This window comes from Pseudomonas caricapapayae, from assembly GCF_001400735.1.
Classification (GTDB): domain Bacteria; phylum Pseudomonadota; class Gammaproteobacteria; order Pseudomonadales; family Pseudomonadaceae; genus Aquipseudomonas; species Aquipseudomonas caricapapayae.
On sequence record NZ_LJPW01000012.1, the window covers coordinates 101,784 to 117,531 of the forward strand.

The 15,748-nt window shown below is 55.3% G+C and carries 16 protein-coding genes, 1 tRNA gene and 4 pseudogenes; 15 read left to right on the forward strand and 6 right to left on the reverse strand.

Annotation, left to right across the window (positions count from 1 at the left end):
• Positions 1-195: 195 nt before the first annotated feature.
• The 3 genes and pseudogenes from ALO80_RS32405 to ALO80_RS02480 all read right to left on the reverse strand — a co-directional run bounded on the left by ALO80_RS32405 (position 196) and on the right by ALO80_RS02480 (position 3,318).
• The gene (locus tag ALO80_RS32405; RefSeq protein ID WP_375233056.1) at positions 196-1,068 is read right to left on the reverse strand and encodes a methyl-accepting chemotaxis protein; all 873 of its coding nucleotides are present in this window, start codon (positions 1,066-1,068) and stop codon (positions 196-198) included.
• A pseudogene (locus ALO80_RS32410) lies at positions 1,054-2,163 on the reverse strand (methyl-accepting chemotaxis protein); the annotation flags it as partial. The gene ALO80_RS32405 and the pseudogene ALO80_RS32410, both read right to left, overlap by 15 nt.
• 573 nt (positions 2,164-2,736) lie before the next feature.
• Positions 2,737-3,318: a DedA family protein gene (locus ALO80_RS02480; RefSeq protein WP_055007802.1), complete on the reverse strand. Its 582-nt coding sequence runs from the start codon at positions 3,316-3,318 to the stop codon at positions 2,737-2,739.
• An 11-nt stretch (positions 3,319-3,329) separates the two neighbouring features.
• Here ALO80_RS02480 and ALO80_RS31215 point away from each other — a divergent pair, with 11 nt between their 5' ends.
• On the forward strand, positions 3,330-3,500 hold the full coding sequence (locus ALO80_RS31215; protein WP_159420652.1) for a hypothetical protein: 171 nt from the start codon (positions 3,330-3,332) through the stop codon (positions 3,498-3,500).
• Positions 3,501-3,517: 17 nt separating this feature from the next.
• Here ALO80_RS31215 and ALO80_RS31220 read toward each other — a convergent pair whose 3' ends face one another.
• Positions 3,518-3,691, reverse strand: coding sequence for a hypothetical protein (locus ALO80_RS31220; RefSeq protein ID WP_159420653.1), 174 nt, complete (start codon positions 3,689-3,691; stop codon positions 3,518-3,520).
• Positions 3,692-3,892: 201 nt separating this feature from the next.
• Here ALO80_RS31220 and ALO80_RS30405 point away from each other — a divergent pair.
• The 3 genes and pseudogenes from ALO80_RS30405 to ALO80_RS28880 form a co-directional block, all read left to right on the forward strand.
• Positions 3,893-4,061, forward strand: a pseudogene (locus ALO80_RS30405) (IS3 family transposase); the annotation flags it as partial.
• 218 nt (positions 4,062-4,279) lie between these two features.
• Complete coding sequence (locus ALO80_RS02485) at positions 4,280-6,367, forward strand: calcium-binding protein (protein ID WP_055007803.1); 2,088 nt, start codon at positions 4,280-4,282, stop codon at positions 6,365-6,367.
• Positions 6,368-6,534: 167 nt separating this feature from the next.
• Positions 6,535-6,781, forward strand: a pseudogene (locus tag ALO80_RS28880) (type 4 pilus major pilin); the annotation flags it as partial.
• Between the two features lie 55 nt (positions 6,782-6,836).
• Here ALO80_RS28880 and ALO80_RS02490 read toward each other — a convergent pair.
• A pseudogene (locus ALO80_RS02490) lies at positions 6,837-7,282 on the reverse strand (winged helix-turn-helix transcriptional regulator).
• Positions 7,283-7,390: 108 nt separating this feature from the next.
• Positions 7,391-7,467: transfer RNA gene (locus tag ALO80_RS02495), tRNA-Pro, on the reverse strand.
• A gap of 234 nt (positions 7,468-7,701) precedes the next feature.
• Between ALO80_RS02495 and ALO80_RS02500 the strand changes: the two genes are divergently transcribed.
• The 11 genes from ALO80_RS02500 to ALO80_RS02545 form a co-directional block, all read left to right on the forward strand.
• Complete coding sequence (locus ALO80_RS02500) at positions 7,702-8,562, forward strand: ParA family protein (RefSeq protein WP_055007804.1); 861 nt, start codon at positions 7,702-7,704, stop codon at positions 8,560-8,562.
• 1 nt (position 8,563) lies between these two features.
• Positions 8,564-9,319 carry a hypothetical protein gene (locus ALO80_RS02505; protein ID WP_055007805.1) on the forward strand — a complete coding sequence of 252 codons (756 nt, stop codon included), beginning with the start codon at positions 8,564-8,566 and terminating at the stop codon, positions 9,317-9,319.
• Positions 9,316-10,017 carry a DUF2786 domain-containing protein gene (locus tag ALO80_RS02510; protein ID WP_055007806.1) on the forward strand — a complete coding sequence of 234 codons (702 nt, stop codon included), beginning with the start codon at positions 9,316-9,318 and terminating at the stop codon, positions 10,015-10,017. Before ALO80_RS02505 ends, ALO80_RS02510 begins: the two co-directional genes overlap by 4 nt.
• Positions 10,017-11,363 carry a replicative DNA helicase gene (dnaB, locus tag ALO80_RS02515; protein ID WP_055007823.1) on the forward strand — a complete coding sequence of 449 codons (1,347 nt, stop codon included), beginning with the start codon at positions 10,017-10,019 and terminating at the stop codon, positions 11,361-11,363. Before ALO80_RS02510 ends, dnaB begins: the two co-directional genes overlap by 1 nt.
• On the forward strand, positions 11,360-11,950 hold the full coding sequence (locus tag ALO80_RS31225) for a hypothetical protein (RefSeq protein ID WP_055007807.1): 591 nt from the start codon (positions 11,360-11,362) through the stop codon (positions 11,948-11,950). The genes dnaB and ALO80_RS31225 overlap by 4 nt, the downstream gene beginning before the upstream one ends.
• A 625-nt stretch (positions 11,951-12,575) precedes the next feature.
• Complete coding sequence (locus tag ALO80_RS02525) at positions 12,576-13,361, forward strand: hypothetical protein (RefSeq protein WP_223813417.1); 786 nt, start codon at positions 12,576-12,578, stop codon at positions 13,359-13,361.
• Positions 13,362-13,679: 318 nt separating this feature from the next.
• Positions 13,680-14,009, forward strand: coding sequence for a hypothetical protein (locus tag ALO80_RS02530; protein WP_055007809.1), 330 nt, complete (start codon positions 13,680-13,682; stop codon positions 14,007-14,009).
• A 1-nt stretch (position 14,010) separates the two neighbouring features.
• Positions 14,011-14,412 carry a hypothetical protein gene (locus ALO80_RS02535; protein ID WP_055007810.1) on the forward strand — a complete coding sequence of 134 codons (402 nt, stop codon included), beginning with the start codon at positions 14,011-14,013 and terminating at the stop codon, positions 14,410-14,412.
• Positions 14,409-14,654, forward strand: coding sequence for a hypothetical protein (locus ALO80_RS31865; RefSeq protein WP_083493118.1), 246 nt, complete (start codon positions 14,409-14,411; stop codon positions 14,652-14,654). Before ALO80_RS02535 ends, ALO80_RS31865 begins: the two co-directional genes overlap by 4 nt.
• Positions 14,644-14,907 carry an Arc family DNA-binding protein gene (locus tag ALO80_RS02540; RefSeq protein WP_055007811.1) on the forward strand — a complete coding sequence of 88 codons (264 nt, stop codon included), beginning with the start codon at positions 14,644-14,646 and terminating at the stop codon, positions 14,905-14,907. Before ALO80_RS31865 ends, ALO80_RS02540 begins: the two co-directional genes overlap by 11 nt.
• Before the next feature lie 2 nt (positions 14,908-14,909).
• Positions 14,910-15,748 (forward strand): ParB family protein (locus tag ALO80_RS02545; RefSeq protein WP_174518937.1); only part of this gene is annotated, 839 nt, incomplete at its 3' end.

Here is a 15,748-nt window from a genome sequence, read left to right on the forward strand (position 1 = left end):
TATCCGAAACTTCCGGATATCCGTTGTGGATAATCGAACTCATACGTCGATGTTTGCAGCAACGCGCCATGATTCATTGCTTGACTGACCGCCCCTGCAAAAAAGCCAGACGCTTTGAAGAACAGAGGGTAAATCATACCCCTCCGAATTCAGGTCCTGGCCCACGACGAAATCGCCCTGGACCAGGTAGTTGGGCTAGATTATGAATCTGTTGGTCATTTCTTGTAGCCTGGCGCTGACCCTGGCCAATTCAACGCTCGATGTCGCTGTCTCTTCACTGGCAGCAGCCGTTTGGTCTGAAATGTCCCTGACATTTGTGACGCCTCTGCCTATTTCTTCACCGACGTTACTTTGCTGCTCGGTGGCAACAGCGATCTGTTCGTTCATGACCTCAATCTCATGAACAGATGCCGTGATACTTTGCAGCATCTCACTGGCTTGGGTAGACAGTTCAACACTGCTGTCTGTCAGTGCCAGATTCTGCTCCAACACTTGCCCCATATGATGGGTACTGGTTTGCAGTTCGTTTATGAGCAGCGCGATCTCATCTGTCGACGTGCGGGTGCGCACGGCCAAGCCCCTGACCTCATCCGCGACTACAGCAAACCCACGTCCTGCCTCCCCGGCACGCGCCGCTTCAATGGCCGCGTTCAACGCCAGCAGGTTCGTCTGATCAGCCACCGTTTTTATCACGTCCAGAACGCCACCAATGCTTTGAGTATTCCCTCTAAGCGCCGCCATTGCCGTTCTGGTCATGTTCATCTCACGCGCCAGGGTCTCTATCTGGGAGCGAGTCCTGTCAACGACTTGCCCACCTTTCAGGGCCAACTGACTGGCGATTTGTGCCGTGTTGACGGCTTGAGCTGCGTTACGGGATACCTCATGAGTGGTGGCCGTCATCTGCTGCATCGCAGTGGCGATTTGCTCAGTCTCCAGCTTCTGCGCGTTCACGCCCGCACTGGTCTGCTCCGTTACCGCTGAAAGCTCCTCTGCTGCGCTTGCGACCTGCACAACCCCGTCTTTCATTTCGCTGATCAGGCTTCTAAGTCCGGCCGTCATACGCAGCATGCTGCCCTGCAACGTGCCAAGCTCATCGCTACGAGTAACGACTGTCTTGTACGTAAAGTCTCCTCCTGCAACGACCTCGACGATTTCAACAGTCTCTTTGAGCGGATGAACAATCGACCGTGTGATCAACCAGGCAGCAAGCACACTCAAGAGGGCAGACAGGGTCAGCCAGAGCAAAATCTTCTGCTGTGCTTTCTCTGCATCGGATGTACGAAGCTCATTTTGAATGGCGGTCATCTTGTCCGTGATACCCAGAATGGTAGCGATCGATGTCGTGATACCGCCTTGAGCCTCATCAACTTTAGTCTGAGCGGCAACCAACGCTTCCAGCTGCCCACTGTAGACGGCCACGCTGGCAGCTAATCCTTGAACCTCGGCAGTGGGTAAGTTTGTATTTCTGAGAGCCTCTACACGTGCCCCCACCTGCCCTATAGCCTGACGAACTGTATCTTCCCCATTTTTACTTGGGGATGCCGTATACGAACGAAAGGCGGTACGCATCTTCTGGACAGAGATAAAAAGCTCCGGAAGTTTCTGACGTTCCGTTGCACTCCCATTCTCGCCATTGGCGGCTTCTGCGACCTTCGTTAAAAACCCGTTAATCGTTTCGCCCGATGCGCCGGCCTGTGTACGTAACTGCTCACGCTCTCGGGTAGCCTCGACTGATCGACTGTAGAACCCACGATAAAGCTGCATCGTTGTCTGGGCCTCTTTCAGCAGCTCAATATTGTTGGGTGTTTTGAAACGCGGTGACATCGTTGCCAGCTGACGCTCGGTCCGCTCTAATGCTTCCAACCACTTTGCAGCCTGTGCATCGTCTGCCTTTAAAAAATAAACCAAACGCTCGATGCGCATATCTCGAGCGGTGGAGCTGAACTGAGCAATATCTCCAGACAGTTCGGCACGGCGCTTCAACGAGTCGGTCGCTTCCTTTCCTGTATAGGCCATCAATAGCAGCATTAAAATCAACACTCCGAAGCCGACCATAAGCTTCGCCCGGACCGTCATATTACTTAACACACCTGATGTTGCGCTGGACATATATAACCCATTAATTTTTTGAAAAAAAAGTCCGCCGGAAAAGCACCTGAGCATCAGGTTTGATAAAAATCCGGATAAACCACTCTATTAATTCTGCTCACCCCCTCATTGAGGGCAGGGCCGGATAATTGACTGGACGCACTGCTGCGTCATCCGCACCCCCGTCGAACAGGTTGAGTAAATACTCGAAAAACATTTATTTTCGGGGCAACGAGGGGCCTAGGCAGGGAAAGCCTATTCATAGATCGAGCATCTCTCAGTTAATATAAAAAGCCGATCCATGGCTAAGCGCTATTATGTCGTCACACTTTTTCTTTTCTGAAATTTTTTTTGGTGGGTATCGACGAACGGATGAAATAGAACTTTGACTCTAATAGACACATACCTGTCCAAATCTCGAATTCGTAACAATGCGTTACCTATATGTGCGCCGAATACTCCATCCCCATACAGAAACTGCCGGTATTAATTGCTATCTCCCGTTGCAATCAGTTTAAAAAATCGATATGAAATCCATGTCGGTATCTGAGGAAATCTGTGTGTGTTGAGGATGTGCTCTTCGACATGCGAAAGAAGATCAAGACAAAGCGTGGAATCTGACCATTCCGATGTCTCGAACCCGCTGCCTCACCGATGCTTTGCTTCCCCCCGCTTACGTACATACCGTAACAGTGCCGCACAGGTCACTAGTGCTACCACCGTGAGAAAGATCGGCAGGCGATAGGGCTTAATGTCGCCAAGAAAATGCTCCAGTGCCTCGCCGGCCCAATAGCCCGCACAGACGAACAGGGTTGCCCAGACTGCCGCGCCCAGCACATTGATCAAGGCGAAACGCCAAGGCGACAGGCCACTTGCACCGATCACCATAGGCCCCACAAGACGCATTCCGTACAGAAAGCGAACAGCGAACACAGAAGTCGTGGGGTAGCGTTTGATAAGACCCTCGACCCGTTCGATGGCAGATTGGTGACGTTTGAGTCTGGGCAGCAGACGCTCACCGGAATAACGTCCGGTCCAGAATAACAACTGGTCGCCCAATACGCCGCCCAACGTAGCCCAGCCGATCACCTGCAGCATTTGCAGAGTGCCTTGGTGCGCAGCCATACCGCCGAGGATCAACACTGTTTCACCTTCCAGCAGACAGCCCACGAAGATTACCCAATAGCCGTAGGCGGCAATCAGCGCGTTGAGGTCGAGATGTTCTAACATGGTCTACCCTATTGGCACAGCTGCAATGCGATGGCATCGAAATCGCGGTCAACGCTCGCTTTTTCTGCAGCACTCAAAAAACCCTGCTGCTCGACAAGGTCGTCATTCTGCTGCCGGATCGCCTCAACGTGTTTGAGCATGAACTCAGCGTGAGCCTGAGTAACCCTGCGAGCTCTGCGTGATGTATTGATATCTGCACTCAGAAAATCTGCTCCCCTGACAGGTGGGCTTGCCTGGTGTCACCGATATCTCCACCGGTTTTTCCAATCACAGTACGCAGCTCCACATCACAACTCGGCAAGTCAAACGTCTGTTCAGCGGCTGCAACGTTCTGATTCAAAGGCGCCGATATGGCTAAAAATGTGCGTTTCATTGGGTTGCCCCAGGCTCGGTCTGGTTTGGAAAGCAAAGCGGATAAGGTGTTCAAATTATTCAGCTCGAAGTGAAGCGGAACAGCAGGGATCCATGGGAGCTCTTTTTAATATCGCAGAAGAGCGTGGTAACCGATCTCTTGAACAGATCATGCAGGCCCGCTTTTTTGTTCACGAACGATCAAAGCCCATTGAACAGTCATTTGAAAACTGAGTGGATACCGAACGTGGGCTACATGACGGTCCAAGAGGCTCAGCGGGACATCAGAGATTAATCTGATGCATCGCTACAACTGGGTCCGGCCACAGCAGTTCAATGATGGACCGGCACCCGCTCAGTCAGAAAAATACTTAACGTCGTGTTCGGGATGAGTCGACCACTGCATAGGGGCAGCCCAGGGCTTTGAGCTGCTGCATCTGGCTTTAGGTATCGACGCCTTTCGGGATCGGAGTCATGCCGCAGGGTGCGGTTGATGTGGTGTGCCAGAGCCTAAATCGTTCGCATTAATAGGTCCTGCCAAGGTCAGATTCAACGGACCTGTGCAGCCCTTTTCCCAATCCATCGGGTCCCATGCCAAAAGGACAACGTCATGGCGTCAATCATCAATAGCAAGGCCACCATCAATTCCACCGTGCGAACCGGCCCGGGAACTGTGCAGGTCGACCCGTCCACGGGACGCGATTCAAACTGGAGCATAATCCTCCAGCCTGACGGCAAGATCATCGTCGGCGGCGAAAGCTTCCAGACCGCCATTGGTTACCCGGGCTCGCCGGGCGATGAAAGCTATGGTACGCGCGGCAGCTACACGGCGGTGCGCCTCAACAGTGATGGTAGCCTGGACAACAGCTTCAGCCAGGACGGGATTGCCCTCGTGCCTGCCAATCTGGATCCGGAAGATTATGCTTACTACGTCATGGCAGTGCAGGCCGACGGCAAAGTACTGTCGGCACAGCCAGGGCTTGGGGGTTTGAAAGTAGAACGCTTCAACGTGGATGGCACTTTGGACACCACTTTCGGCAATGGCGGCGTTGCAGGCCTCGATGTACCGATCGGGGCTGATGGAATGGCTATCTATGCCACAGCAGATGGCTCGGTGTACGTCAGCCTTCGCGGCACCTCTCAAGCAATGGTGTTCAAGCTGGACGACAGCGGTGCTCCGGCCGAGGATTTCGGTACCGGTGGTGCACTTGTCCTCAACCCTACCGGGTATTACGGCACCGGTAATATCGCCACCGTCGTGCAACCCGACGGCAGCGTATTGCTCGGCAGCTGGCTGTATGCAGACGGCGAAGGACCTGGCAGCCCGGGCGATCCGGTCTATGCCGTTCAGCGACTTACGGCGGATGGCAACGTGGATGCCCGGTTTGGCGCGGACGGCGTGGTGTACTTCGATGCTACGCTGGGACTGGACTACCGTTCTGCGATGACCGTGCAGGCCGATGGCAAGATCGTCATTGCCGGCGAGAGTAACGACGATAGAGCCTTCAACGTACTGCGGCTGAATGCGGATGGTTCGTTCGACACCTCCTTCAGCGGCGATGGCAAGCTCACGATCCAGGTGCCCCAAGGCACCTCCAGCTATGCCCATTCGGTCGTCGTCCAGCCCGATGGCAAAATTCTGATCGCCGGCGACGTAATCACCCGCTTGAATGCGGATGGCAGCCTGGACACAAGCTTTGGCAGTCAGGACGGGAACTACCACGTGGATGGTTCCAGCGATGCCAATCACTTGATTGGCAACGACACGGCCGAGATCATCCGCGGCCTGGGCGGAGACGATGTGCTGCAAGGTGCCGGTGGCCGTGACGTCCTGACAGGCGGGACGGGATCGGACATTTTCCGCTACACCCAGATCAGCGACAGCTTCCGTACCGCTACCGAAACCGGCAGCGACCGGATCCTGGACTTCGACGCCTCCCAGGACCGGGTAGACCTGATTGCGTTGGGCTTCACCGGCATTGGCGACGGCCACAATGGCACGCTGGCCATCCAGGCCAACGCCGAGGGCACGCGCACGTATCTGAAAAGCTTCGATGCCGATGCCGACGGGCAGCGCTTCGAACTGGCGTTCGAAGGCAACCTCACGGGGCAACTGAACAGCAACAATCTGGTGTTCACCGCTCCAACCGCCGAAGGCACCGCAGGCAGGGACGTGATCACGGGAACTGCCATGTCGGAGGTCATCTATGGCCTGGCCGGTAACGACCGCATCGACGGCGGCAGGGGCTCGGATGTGATCATTGGAGGCGCGGGTGCCGACCAGTTGAGCGGCGGCGACGATCCGAACCTCTCGGTCTATGGCCGTAACGGCATAAATGACGCCGACGTGTTCCGCTACACGGCGGCGACTGACAGCTACCGCACGGACAGCCAGAGCTTCGTGGACCTGATTGTCCGGTTCGCCGACAACAACGACAAAATCGACGTGTCTGCATTGGGTTACACGGGGTTCGGAGACGGTACCGGGACGACACTGAAGATGGTCTATAACCAAGACCTGGACCGCACCTACCTCAAGGATGTGGAAGCGGACACTCAGGGCCATCGCTTCGAAATCGGCCTCACCGGCGACTGGACCCAGGACCTGGGCAATGCCGACATGATCTTCGCGCCGCAGGGGCAAGTGTCATTGGTGGGCGTAGTCAGCGCGTCCATCGACTCAACCGCAATGCTGTAGCCAGGCATAACTCCCGCGCAATTGTGGGAGGCTGGGAGTAATGGCCAGCGTGCCTTGGCGCTTTCTGGCCGCTGTAATCCAAGGCGAAAAGTCTCCTTGGATTACAGCAAATCCATACCTGACTGATCCAGAGCGAATCATATCGAGGACAAGCACCCCGAACCCACATACTCAGGACTACACACACGCACAACACCACCCATTCGGCTCGGACGAACCAAAGCGGTTATATCTCGGTTGAATTGTTATTCGCTCTCATCGTTATCCTGATCGGGATGGGCAGTTCGGACGTCAACAACGAGCACGGTAACGTCGGTCAACTGATCGCCCAGCTCACTTCCATAAGAGAACGGGATGACTTACACCGTCACTGAGGCAGGCTTGCCTCAAGATGCCTGTGTGACGCTGGCCACGCTAGCAACACTGCCAGTGATGAACAGATCAGCTTGCGTTCCGGTCTCCGGTCGTCTCACCCCCAGCGCTTGACGACTCGCCGATGACAATCGGCCGGAGTCAGCACCTTACCCTTCCTGGAACGTACTGCGATGGTTTCTACCGGCTCCGACAATTCATTGTCGAGCAGCACCGAGTAGCTCTCCCCTGCTTTAAATAAATAATGCTCCCCCACTGACGCATGCTGACGACGATGGGAAACACCGCGCGCCCCATATCAGTCAGCACATATTCCTTGTAGGCACTGCCGTCGGAGGCCGGCTGGACGTTGAATACGCCCAACTCGACGAGCATTTTGAGCTTGACGGTGAGAAGGTTCTTGGCGAGACCAAGACGTTTCTGAAACTCACTGAAGCGGCGAACGTCGTCGAACGCGTCGCGTATGATCATTAATGCCCAGCGATCTACGATTGCTTCAAGCGTGCGGGCGACAGGGCCGTCGGGGACACGCGCAGAGCAGATTTTTTGCCAAAAAAAAGCCCCGTACACGAGCTTTCGCTTGGTACGGGGCGTTTCAATTTTACATCACAGCTTGCTGGCGCTATGTTTTGCGACAGACGGCCGCTTGTTTGGTCGGGGTAAGGGGATTCGAACTCCTGACATCCTGCTCCCAAAGCAGGCGCGCTACCGGACTGCGCTATACCCCGGTAAATCAAGGCACCTCAACCAGCTGCCTGCGACCTGATACGAGTGGCATCAGATCTTTAAGATTCGGCTCCAAGGTGAACCTTGAAGCCAAAAATGGTGGGTCGTGTGGGATTCGAACCTACGACCAATTGGTTAAAAGACAATTGGTCCTACTGCCCCTTGAGCACGAGTACGCGGGACCCGGTTTTGAAAGACCACGCAGCCTCTAATGTTCCCATTAGAGGCTTTATACCATGTTCGTTACCTCGCTTTTGTCCACCAAAGGTGGTGTCGGTAAAACCACCCTGGCTGCCAACCTGGGCGGTTTCTGCGCCGATGCCGGCCTCAAGGTCCTGCTCATAGACATGGACCCGGTCCAGCCTTCGCTGTCCTCCTACTACCCCATGGCCGAGGAGGTCAGCGGCGGGATATTCGATCTGATCGCCCACAACCAGACAGATCCTGAAAAAATCATCTCGCGAACCAGCATCCCCAATCTTTCGCTGATCCTGTCAAACGATCCGAACAATCAGTTGATCAACCTGCTGCTCCAGGCACCGGACGGTCGGCTACGACTGGCTCACCTGTTGAAAGCGTTCTCCGACCAATTTGACCTGATCCTCATAGATACCCAAGGTGCTCGCAGTGTCATGCTGGAAATGGTGGTACTGGCATCAGACCTTGCTGTATCTCCTTTGCAGCCCAACATGCTGAGTGCCCGTGAATTCAATCGTGGCACCTTGCAAATGCTTGACGGCCTGCGTCCCTATTCCCGTCTCGGCTTGAACATACCCCCCATCAAAGTCGTAGTGAACTGCCTCGATGCCACCAACGATGCGCGAGCAATCCACCTTGCCATCCGGCAGACGTTCGCTGAAAGCGACGAGATCGATGTGGCGCAAAGCACCGTCCCGGCCTCTGTAGTTTTCCGTCAGGCTTCTACCTCAGGCATGTCCGCCCACAGAGTTGAATACAAGCAGCCCAGCAATCGGCGTGCGCCCAGCGCCCTGCAGATCATCCGCGAACTCGCTATCGAACTGTTTCCTAGGTGGTCAGACCGCTTCGTGGTGATGACTGAAGACGCCATAGAAGCGCGCGTTAAAGGGGTTCATTGAGATGGGAATGACCAACCTCACAGAGGCTTCCGGCATTACCCCTGAATTGATGCGCAAGCTCAACGAGCAGTACAACTCATCACTATTGCGCGCAGCTCAGACCAAGCTTACGAGCACGTCACGTGAGCTCCGTAATTTAGGCGCTGGCCATAAAATGGGTGGAGGCCTGATTAGCCGACTCGGTGATTACTTGAGTGTGGAACAGCGTGAACTGCTCACACAGGCCGCGCAGCTTCTTGAATCAGTGAACTCTCATGTCGAGCATGCCAAGGAAAAACGTGTCCGCGACGAGAAAACGGCCAAACGTCGGCAGGAGGCGCGCAACGCAAGAGCGAAACTACTGATTGCTGCTGCATATCCTCTGCCCATTGAGAGCCTGGACCAGCAACTTGAACTCCTCAAAACAGTGCTGTTATTCAATCGTATTGGCGCATACGACAGCTTCTACACCACAGTAGAGCTCAATAGCAGAGTCAGACGCGATCTACTGACGCCGTTTAGCAACCTGATAGGTTGGACCAGCCTGACCGCTTATCGAGTCAGTTGTCTAGCCTCACTGCGTCCCCAACTCATTGAGGCACTGACTAATGACATCTCTTACGACGATGGATCTGAGGTCGAATATCGGCTAGCCACTCTGCAGTCGAAAGTCCTTGAGGAACGTGCGAAAGCAGAACTCACAGCTGAAGAACATGAAACCCTCAGGCTCTGGAAAGAGGCTCTTGCATCCGGGGCCCAACCTGAGGTGCAGCCATGAGTATTGACCGCCAACGGATAATCGACAAAGTCATCAAATGCTTCGCATTGGCCCGTTCTGCGGGAGCCTCTCCTAACGAGGCTGAGACAGCTCTGCGACAAGGCCGCAAGCTCATGGAACAGTACCAGCTCGAAGAGCTTGAGGTGGAGGCTCATCTTGCCTGCGAGGCATCAGTCTCGGCCGGTACGAAACGGGCACCCGCCAGTTGGCTGCATAGCCTGGCAAACACGTGTGCGATCGCATTCGACTGCGATTGCATTGCGTACCAAGCTCGGCCTGGAGACTGGCACTTCAAGTTCATCGGTTTGGGTGTATCGCCGGATCTGTCCAGCTATGCCTATTCAGCGCTTCACCTGCAACTGGTGACGGCACGGCGTCAGCATGTGTCGCAGCTCAAACGCTGCAATCCAACGACCAAGAGACGACGTGGACGAATCTTTGCCGAAGCCTGGATCGATGCAGTCTCCCGCAACGTTTACAAGTTCGCCGGTCGCCAGGACGAACAAACCCAACAAGCGATCAGTGCCTACATCGGGTTGCATGACCCTACCCTGATCGAAAAGGAGATCGAGCCGACCTCCGTGAAAGGCCACGACCTCAAATCCCAGCATCAGGGATGGAAGCAAGGATCGACAGCCGCGTTGCACAGAGGCGTCGATCAGCACTCCCCGTTCTCTGCAAGAATCGGGAGGGCATGATGGATATTTCTCACATGGCCCCTCCTCACTCTGTCGAAGCAGAACAAGCAGTGCTGGGCGGGCTGATGCTTGATAACGAGTCTTGGGATCTGATCGCAGACCGTATCAAAGCTGATGACTTTTTCCGGGCCGAGCACCGTCTGATCTTCAAGAGCATTGCGGCGCTGGCTGAATCGAACAGGCCATTTGACGTGGTCACGGTTTCCGACTCCATAGCGGCAATAGAGGCTGCTGGTGGCTTGGCTTACCTCAGTGAGCTTGCCAAAAACACCCCCTCCGTAGCCAACATCAAGGCGTATGCCGACACTGTGAGCAACCGAGCTCATCTACGTCGACTCATATCACACGGCTATGGATGCGCACGCGAGGCCTCTGATCCACAGGCGGACGCGGCTGTAGTGCAGGACTTCCTCGAGCAGCAGTTGTTTGCCTTGGGGCAAGGACGTCAGACTTCTGACTTTGTCGACGTCAACAAGGTGCTGATGCAGGTGGTCGACAAGATCGATCTTCGCTTCAACGCCGGTGAGTCAGTCATCGGAGTACCCACTGGACTTGACGATCTTGATGAACTCACAGGTGGGCTACAGCCAGCGGATCTAATCCTCCTCGCTGCCAGACCGTCAATGGGCAAAACCAGTCTTGCACTCAACTTCGTGGACCCGGCGCTTCAAAAAAATCTCGACGCAACCGTTCAGATTTACAGCCTGGAAACCCCTGCCGAAGCGATGCTGTTCAGGCTTTTGTCCATATTAGGGCGTCTGAATCTGGAGAAGCTGATGCGCGGCCAACTGGAAGATGAGGACTGGCCGAAGCTTCAGTTGGCAGTAGCCAAAGTAAACGCTTACAGAGATCGGCTGGTTATTGACGACCAATCAGAACTGACGCCTTCGGCATTACGCGCGCGGGCTCGCAGAGGTGCGAGGCGCTTTGGAAAGCCGGCTCTGATAATGATCGATTACCTCCAAATGATGAAGTGCCCAGGCACTGAGAATCGGGCCAATGAAATCAGCGAAATTTCTCGCTCGCTCAAAGCGCTGGCCAAGGAGTTCGACTGCCCTGTCGTAGCGCTCTCTCAACTGAACAGAGAACTTGAACGGCGTCCCAACAAGCGGCCTATCAATGCGGACCTACGTGATTCGGGTGCGCTCGAGCAGGATGCGGACCTGATTCTCTTTGTGTACAGGGATGAGGTCTATAACGCGGATACCGAACACAAAGGCGTAGCTGAACTGATCTTAGGCAAGCACCGGAACGGCTCGCTCGGCACCGTCAGAACGGCCTTCATCCCCCAACACACCCGTTTTGAAAACCTCTCGGCCAGCACTTGGCAAGGAGCTAGGGCATGACTTCCTTCATTGAACTGACAAAAGAGTCTCTTGCCCCTCATCTGCACGAAGCAATCAGTCAATGCCTGACAGAAAAGCCTCATCCGTCTGCCTGGCTGGTTGATGACATCGTGCTGATAGATGCAGCCGCCCTGAGCGCGCTTATCAGCATTGCATTGGGCCCTATGCCACGTCGGCAAATCCCAAACGATTTGGCTGAGCTTCTCGTTCAATTTGAATTGATATCATGCCCGCAGCGGTATGTCCTGAGGTATGACTCGAAATTCGGCGGTCGAGCGTGCTGGCGTCTAGTACGGCAGCTCGCCAAAAGCGAACTGCCGTACAACGCAATTCAGGATGTATTTCCCTGGGTTGGCCATCAGGTTGAAGATCCTCCTTTCATGGTACTGGACATCCCCACGGGTGCACTCGCCACACGTCCTCCGGCGAATCAATGGCGAATGGCGCTCTCGCTTCACGCCCTCTCAACGCTTGCTTCGCACCATAAGCCATCTCTAGTCCTGCCAGTTCCTCATGCAGTGATAGCCACTTATCGCGAGGAGTCATTTGCCGGATCTGATCAGGAAGCCAGGAGTGCCGAAGAATGAGCGCATACTCAATCGCCTCCATGCCTGACAAATCCCATTTTCTTGCGATAGCCAAGGAATCACCCAAAGCAGCCAGGCAAAAGGTCTGTTCATACCATTGTCGCTGTGCAACCAAGCTAATCCCGAGCAGCGCCTGCGCGGCCTTCCAAATTGTTTGCGCAAGAGCATCGTACGACTGTGCGTCTCTAAATTTCATACTGGACCTCCGCAGGTCAACGTTGGTTTGGGATTCCACCCCCCGATTTACCACCGGCTGCGTCCAGCACCCTGTTGCTCAATGCGACACCCACCTAGGCATCGCAAAGTTGACTCCAGGCAAGCATCGAATGGCTTGCCTGACGCCGTCAGAACCGCCCTCCCCCCCAAGCACACCCAGTTTTCAACACTGGCCGAGAGTGATTGGCCAGGGGAGTTACGGCAATGAATACATCAAAAGCTTATGCGGTATTAGATGTCAGTTTTATGTCACTTGTTTTCATTCCAGACCTTCAGCGTTCAGAAGTTTGTGTCGTAGCCCCCAAACTTTACTACTGGCTGCGTCCGGCACCCTTTCCCCACGAGTCCGCGCGGTTCTGCCCGCTCAGGTTCAACGGTCTGCTGTTCAGCCGTCTGAGGCCCACTCGCTATGAATACGCCAATCGAGTTAACCCCAATAGCGCCTACCTGGTCGCAGACAACCCCGCCCCTGCCGGGCCACTACTGGTTCTGGAATGGAAAACAGGGCGTGCCTGCACAGCTCTCTACGCTGGACGACGTCCGTCAAGCACCCAGCGGTTGGTGGTTGGAAGCAACAACACCACCAGCCCCCCAGTCAGCGGTAGAACAAGTAGCGGGATCGTTCTCGGTTGAGCTTCTACGTGAGGCGCTGGCCTTGGCTGTGCGTCACACCATTGAAAACGACCCGCCCGAAACCCGCAAAGCCTGGCTAACCGAACACCATGTTTGGGCGCTATATCCGGCACTTTATCGGGATATCACGCGCGCACTGAGCGACCTCGATCCATCGTCACAGGTCCCCAACATGAACGATCTTATCAGGCAGCTTGCGCAGTCCAGCCTGATCGCTCGCCCCAGGGCCGTCGCCGTACGCGAGACGGGAAGCACCAGTTTCTCACACCTCAACCTGGCTATAGAAATTGCCCCTGAGCATGTTTGGAGTGACGGCGAACACCGCCCGCCACTTTGGTACGAGACATTTGCCGACGGCCCTGCACTCAAGCAGGTGGCAGACCTGATGGGTTTACCGCCCATCCCAGAAGGTCAACCTCGACTGGCTCTGCGTTCTTTACGCCCCAAGCCTCAATCGCAGCCTGATCAATGGGCAGGCTCAGTAAATCCTCGTGTAGTGCTAGCCATTTACTGGCAGGCGGCAGAGCTTGCACCTCAGGAAGAAACTAGGAGTATTTTGTGATGATCGCAAAATCTACGACATCCATGCCCTTGAGCGGCCATCCACGCGCTTGCGCTGAAGCATTACCCAGTACCGATAGTGCCTATATCGGTAATCGCCGGTTTCTCGCCCTGACTTTAGCAATAGGCGAACTATTTTCAGCGGGATATCGATCTTCCAACGCCAATAGGAGTTGGTCGTACCAACTTCTTTCAACTGAGTCCATGCCGTACCTCCGGTGGTTTGGGTTTTTGTTTGGAAACCAAACTCTACCACTGGCTGCGTCCGGCACCCTTTTGCGCAACGCATCACCCACTTCCCTCGCCCCGGAGAATCGCTATGAATCCGCGTGCTAACGCCCTTCCGCTTACAGATGAATGCCGCAACTGCGGTCAGCATCTTGCAGCTCACGTAGCGATGACGGCAGCAGAGTGCCCGGTGTGCCATAGCGGGGACTTGGTCGAGATCCTCCCGGTTGATACCAAGCCATTTGATACAGCGCTCAAGCAGATGCCCCGCTGCATGGAGTACACCGTGGTGTTTCGCATGGAAGGCGACTGTTCGCGTCGCTCGTTCATGGAGAAGCTTACCGAGACTTTCGCCGACGACGAGGTTGAAATCCTCGAGATCCAGTCGGGTAACAAGCTCACTGCCGCTGGAGGCCTCTGATATGGAACTGCATCACAGCACCCATGACGATCTACCCACACAAACACAGCGTGAGCGGGAACGCCTGCGGCTGGAAAAGGCCGTCTCTGAATACGTTAACCGCGGCGGCTGTGTGCATGAAGTGCGGGCAAGCCATCGCTCCAGCGAGCCGTCCTTCATCCTCAATGCTGAAAAGACCGCCCAGTTGAAGGCCGATACTGGAGCTCAAACACGGAAACCAGCCAATGCCCTTTCCGATACCGAGCTGGCTCGGCTGTTGAAAGCCCACTGCACAGCAGGTTCATCGCTCGCTTCAGCCGCTGCGTCTCTGGGTCAAACTCGCAAGCGGTGTGAAGCCATAGCCCGCCGCTACCAGATCCCTTTTCGATCCGCTGCTTTCAGCAATGAGAGGGCACGGACATGAGCCACGTATCCGCGTCTCTTCGGGGAGCAAAAAAATCCCTGCAGGCGTTGGCTGAGTTTGCCATTTCTCAAGGATGGGCAGTGCAGCGCACCCACGGTGGCCACGTCAAATTCACCAAGGGTGGATGCTCACCCATCTACACCTCTTTCACCCCCAGCGACCACAGGGCCGGCCTCAACGCTCGCGCTCAACTGCGCCGCGCACAAACCCTAAGCCATGATGGAGAACGCCATGCTGAATAACGACGCTGTGAGTATTCGTGACGACGACAGAGACGAAAAATTCGTCATCCGCCTGCCGACAGGAATGCGGGGGCGGGTGCGAGGGGCTGCAAAAGCAAACCATCGCTCCATGAACTCAGAAATCGTTAGCCGGATTGACGCGACGCTACGTCATGAGCAGGAGATTGCGCGCCTGAAGGCCGTGATCGATGTGTTGCTCAACGGTGAGGTGCCAGCGAGCAATGTCGTTCAACTTCCTGAGGCGGGTCAATAATCATGGCGAGCAAACTCACTGCCGACGAAATAACGGGCAAGTTGCTACAAGGCTCATTCAGTCGATCAGGTCCGTCCGTCGATCGACTGCCAGACCCCATTGCAGACACACCCATGGTACTGACCCTGGACGAGTTGTCCGCGTATGAGCACAACCCTCGTACCGTGACCAACGTCAAGTACCAGGAGATCAAGGACTCCATCCGGGTGCGGGGACTGGATCAGCCGCCGCAGGTCACACGTCGTCCGGGTGAGAAGAACTTCATCATCCGCAACGGCGGCAATACACGCTTGTCGATTCTGCGCGAGCTGTACAGCGAGACCGGTGACCAGCGCTTTTACAAAATCAGCGTGCTGTTCCGGCCATGGGATCAGGCTCGCGGGGAGATCATTGCCCTCACCGGTCACTTGGCCGAGAACGACCTGCGCGGCAGTCTGATGTTCATTGAGCGAGCCGTGGGCATCGAGAACGCTCAAGCAATCTATGAGCAGGAGTCTGGGGGGCCTATTTCTCAGCGCGAGTTGTCCAGGAGGTTGAAAGCAGACGGCTATCCCATATCGAACTCTCATATCAGCCGAATGCAAGAAACAGTGCGCTGCCTTCTGCCGGTGATCCCCGCTGCGCTCTACTCCGGATTGGGCAAACCTCAAGTCGAACGTCTGCTGGCCCTTCGCAAAGCCGCCGCACAGACGTGGCAGACGCACACCGAAGGAAAAGCAAACGTCACCGACTTCGAGGTCTTGTTTCAGGATGTGCTGTCCTTGTTCGATGGCGATGCTGCCGAGTTTGTCTGTGAGCGTGTTCAGGATGAGCTGATCAGTAACATGAAGGACGGCACGGG

Coding starts and splice junctions, on each gene's coding strand:
- ALO80_RS32405 (WP_375233056.1), bottom strand. CDS start 1,068: ATGCTGCGTATGACGGCCGGACTTAGAAGCCTGATCAGCGAAATGAAA.
- ALO80_RS02480 (WP_055007802.1), bottom strand. CDS start 3,318: ATGTTAGAACATCTCGACCTCAACGCGCTGATTGCCGCCTACGGCTAT.
- ALO80_RS31220 (WP_159420653.1), bottom strand. CDS start 3,691: ATGAAACGCACATTTTTAGCCATATCGGCGCCTTTGAATCAGAACGTT.
- ALO80_RS02485 (WP_055007803.1), top strand. CDS start 4,280: ATGGCGTCAATCATCAATAGCAAGGCCACCATCAATTCCACCGTGCGA.
- ALO80_RS02500 (WP_055007804.1), top strand. CDS start 7,702: ATGTTCGTTACCTCGCTTTTGTCCACCAAAGGTGGTGTCGGTAAAACC.
- ALO80_RS02505 (WP_055007805.1), top strand. CDS start 8,564: ATGGGAATGACCAACCTCACAGAGGCTTCCGGCATTACCCCTGAATTG.
- ALO80_RS02510 (WP_055007806.1), top strand. CDS start 9,316: ATGAGTATTGACCGCCAACGGATAATCGACAAAGTCATCAAATGCTTC.
- dnaB (WP_055007823.1), top strand. CDS start 10,017: ATGGATATTTCTCACATGGCCCCTCCTCACTCTGTCGAAGCAGAACAA.
- ALO80_RS31225 (WP_055007807.1), top strand. CDS start 11,360: ATGACTTCCTTCATTGAACTGACAAAAGAGTCTCTTGCCCCTCATCTG.
- ALO80_RS02525 (WP_223813417.1), top strand. CDS start 12,576: ATGAATACGCCAATCGAGTTAACCCCAATAGCGCCTACCTGGTCGCAG.
- ALO80_RS02530 (WP_055007809.1), top strand. CDS start 13,680: ATGAATCCGCGTGCTAACGCCCTTCCGCTTACAGATGAATGCCGCAAC.
- ALO80_RS02535 (WP_055007810.1), top strand. CDS start 14,011: ATGGAACTGCATCACAGCACCCATGACGATCTACCCACACAAACACAG.
- ALO80_RS31865 (WP_083493118.1), top strand. CDS start 14,409: ATGAGCCACGTATCCGCGTCTCTTCGGGGAGCAAAAAAATCCCTGCAG.
- ALO80_RS02540 (WP_055007811.1), top strand. CDS start 14,644: ATGCTGAATAACGACGCTGTGAGTATTCGTGACGACGACAGAGACGAA.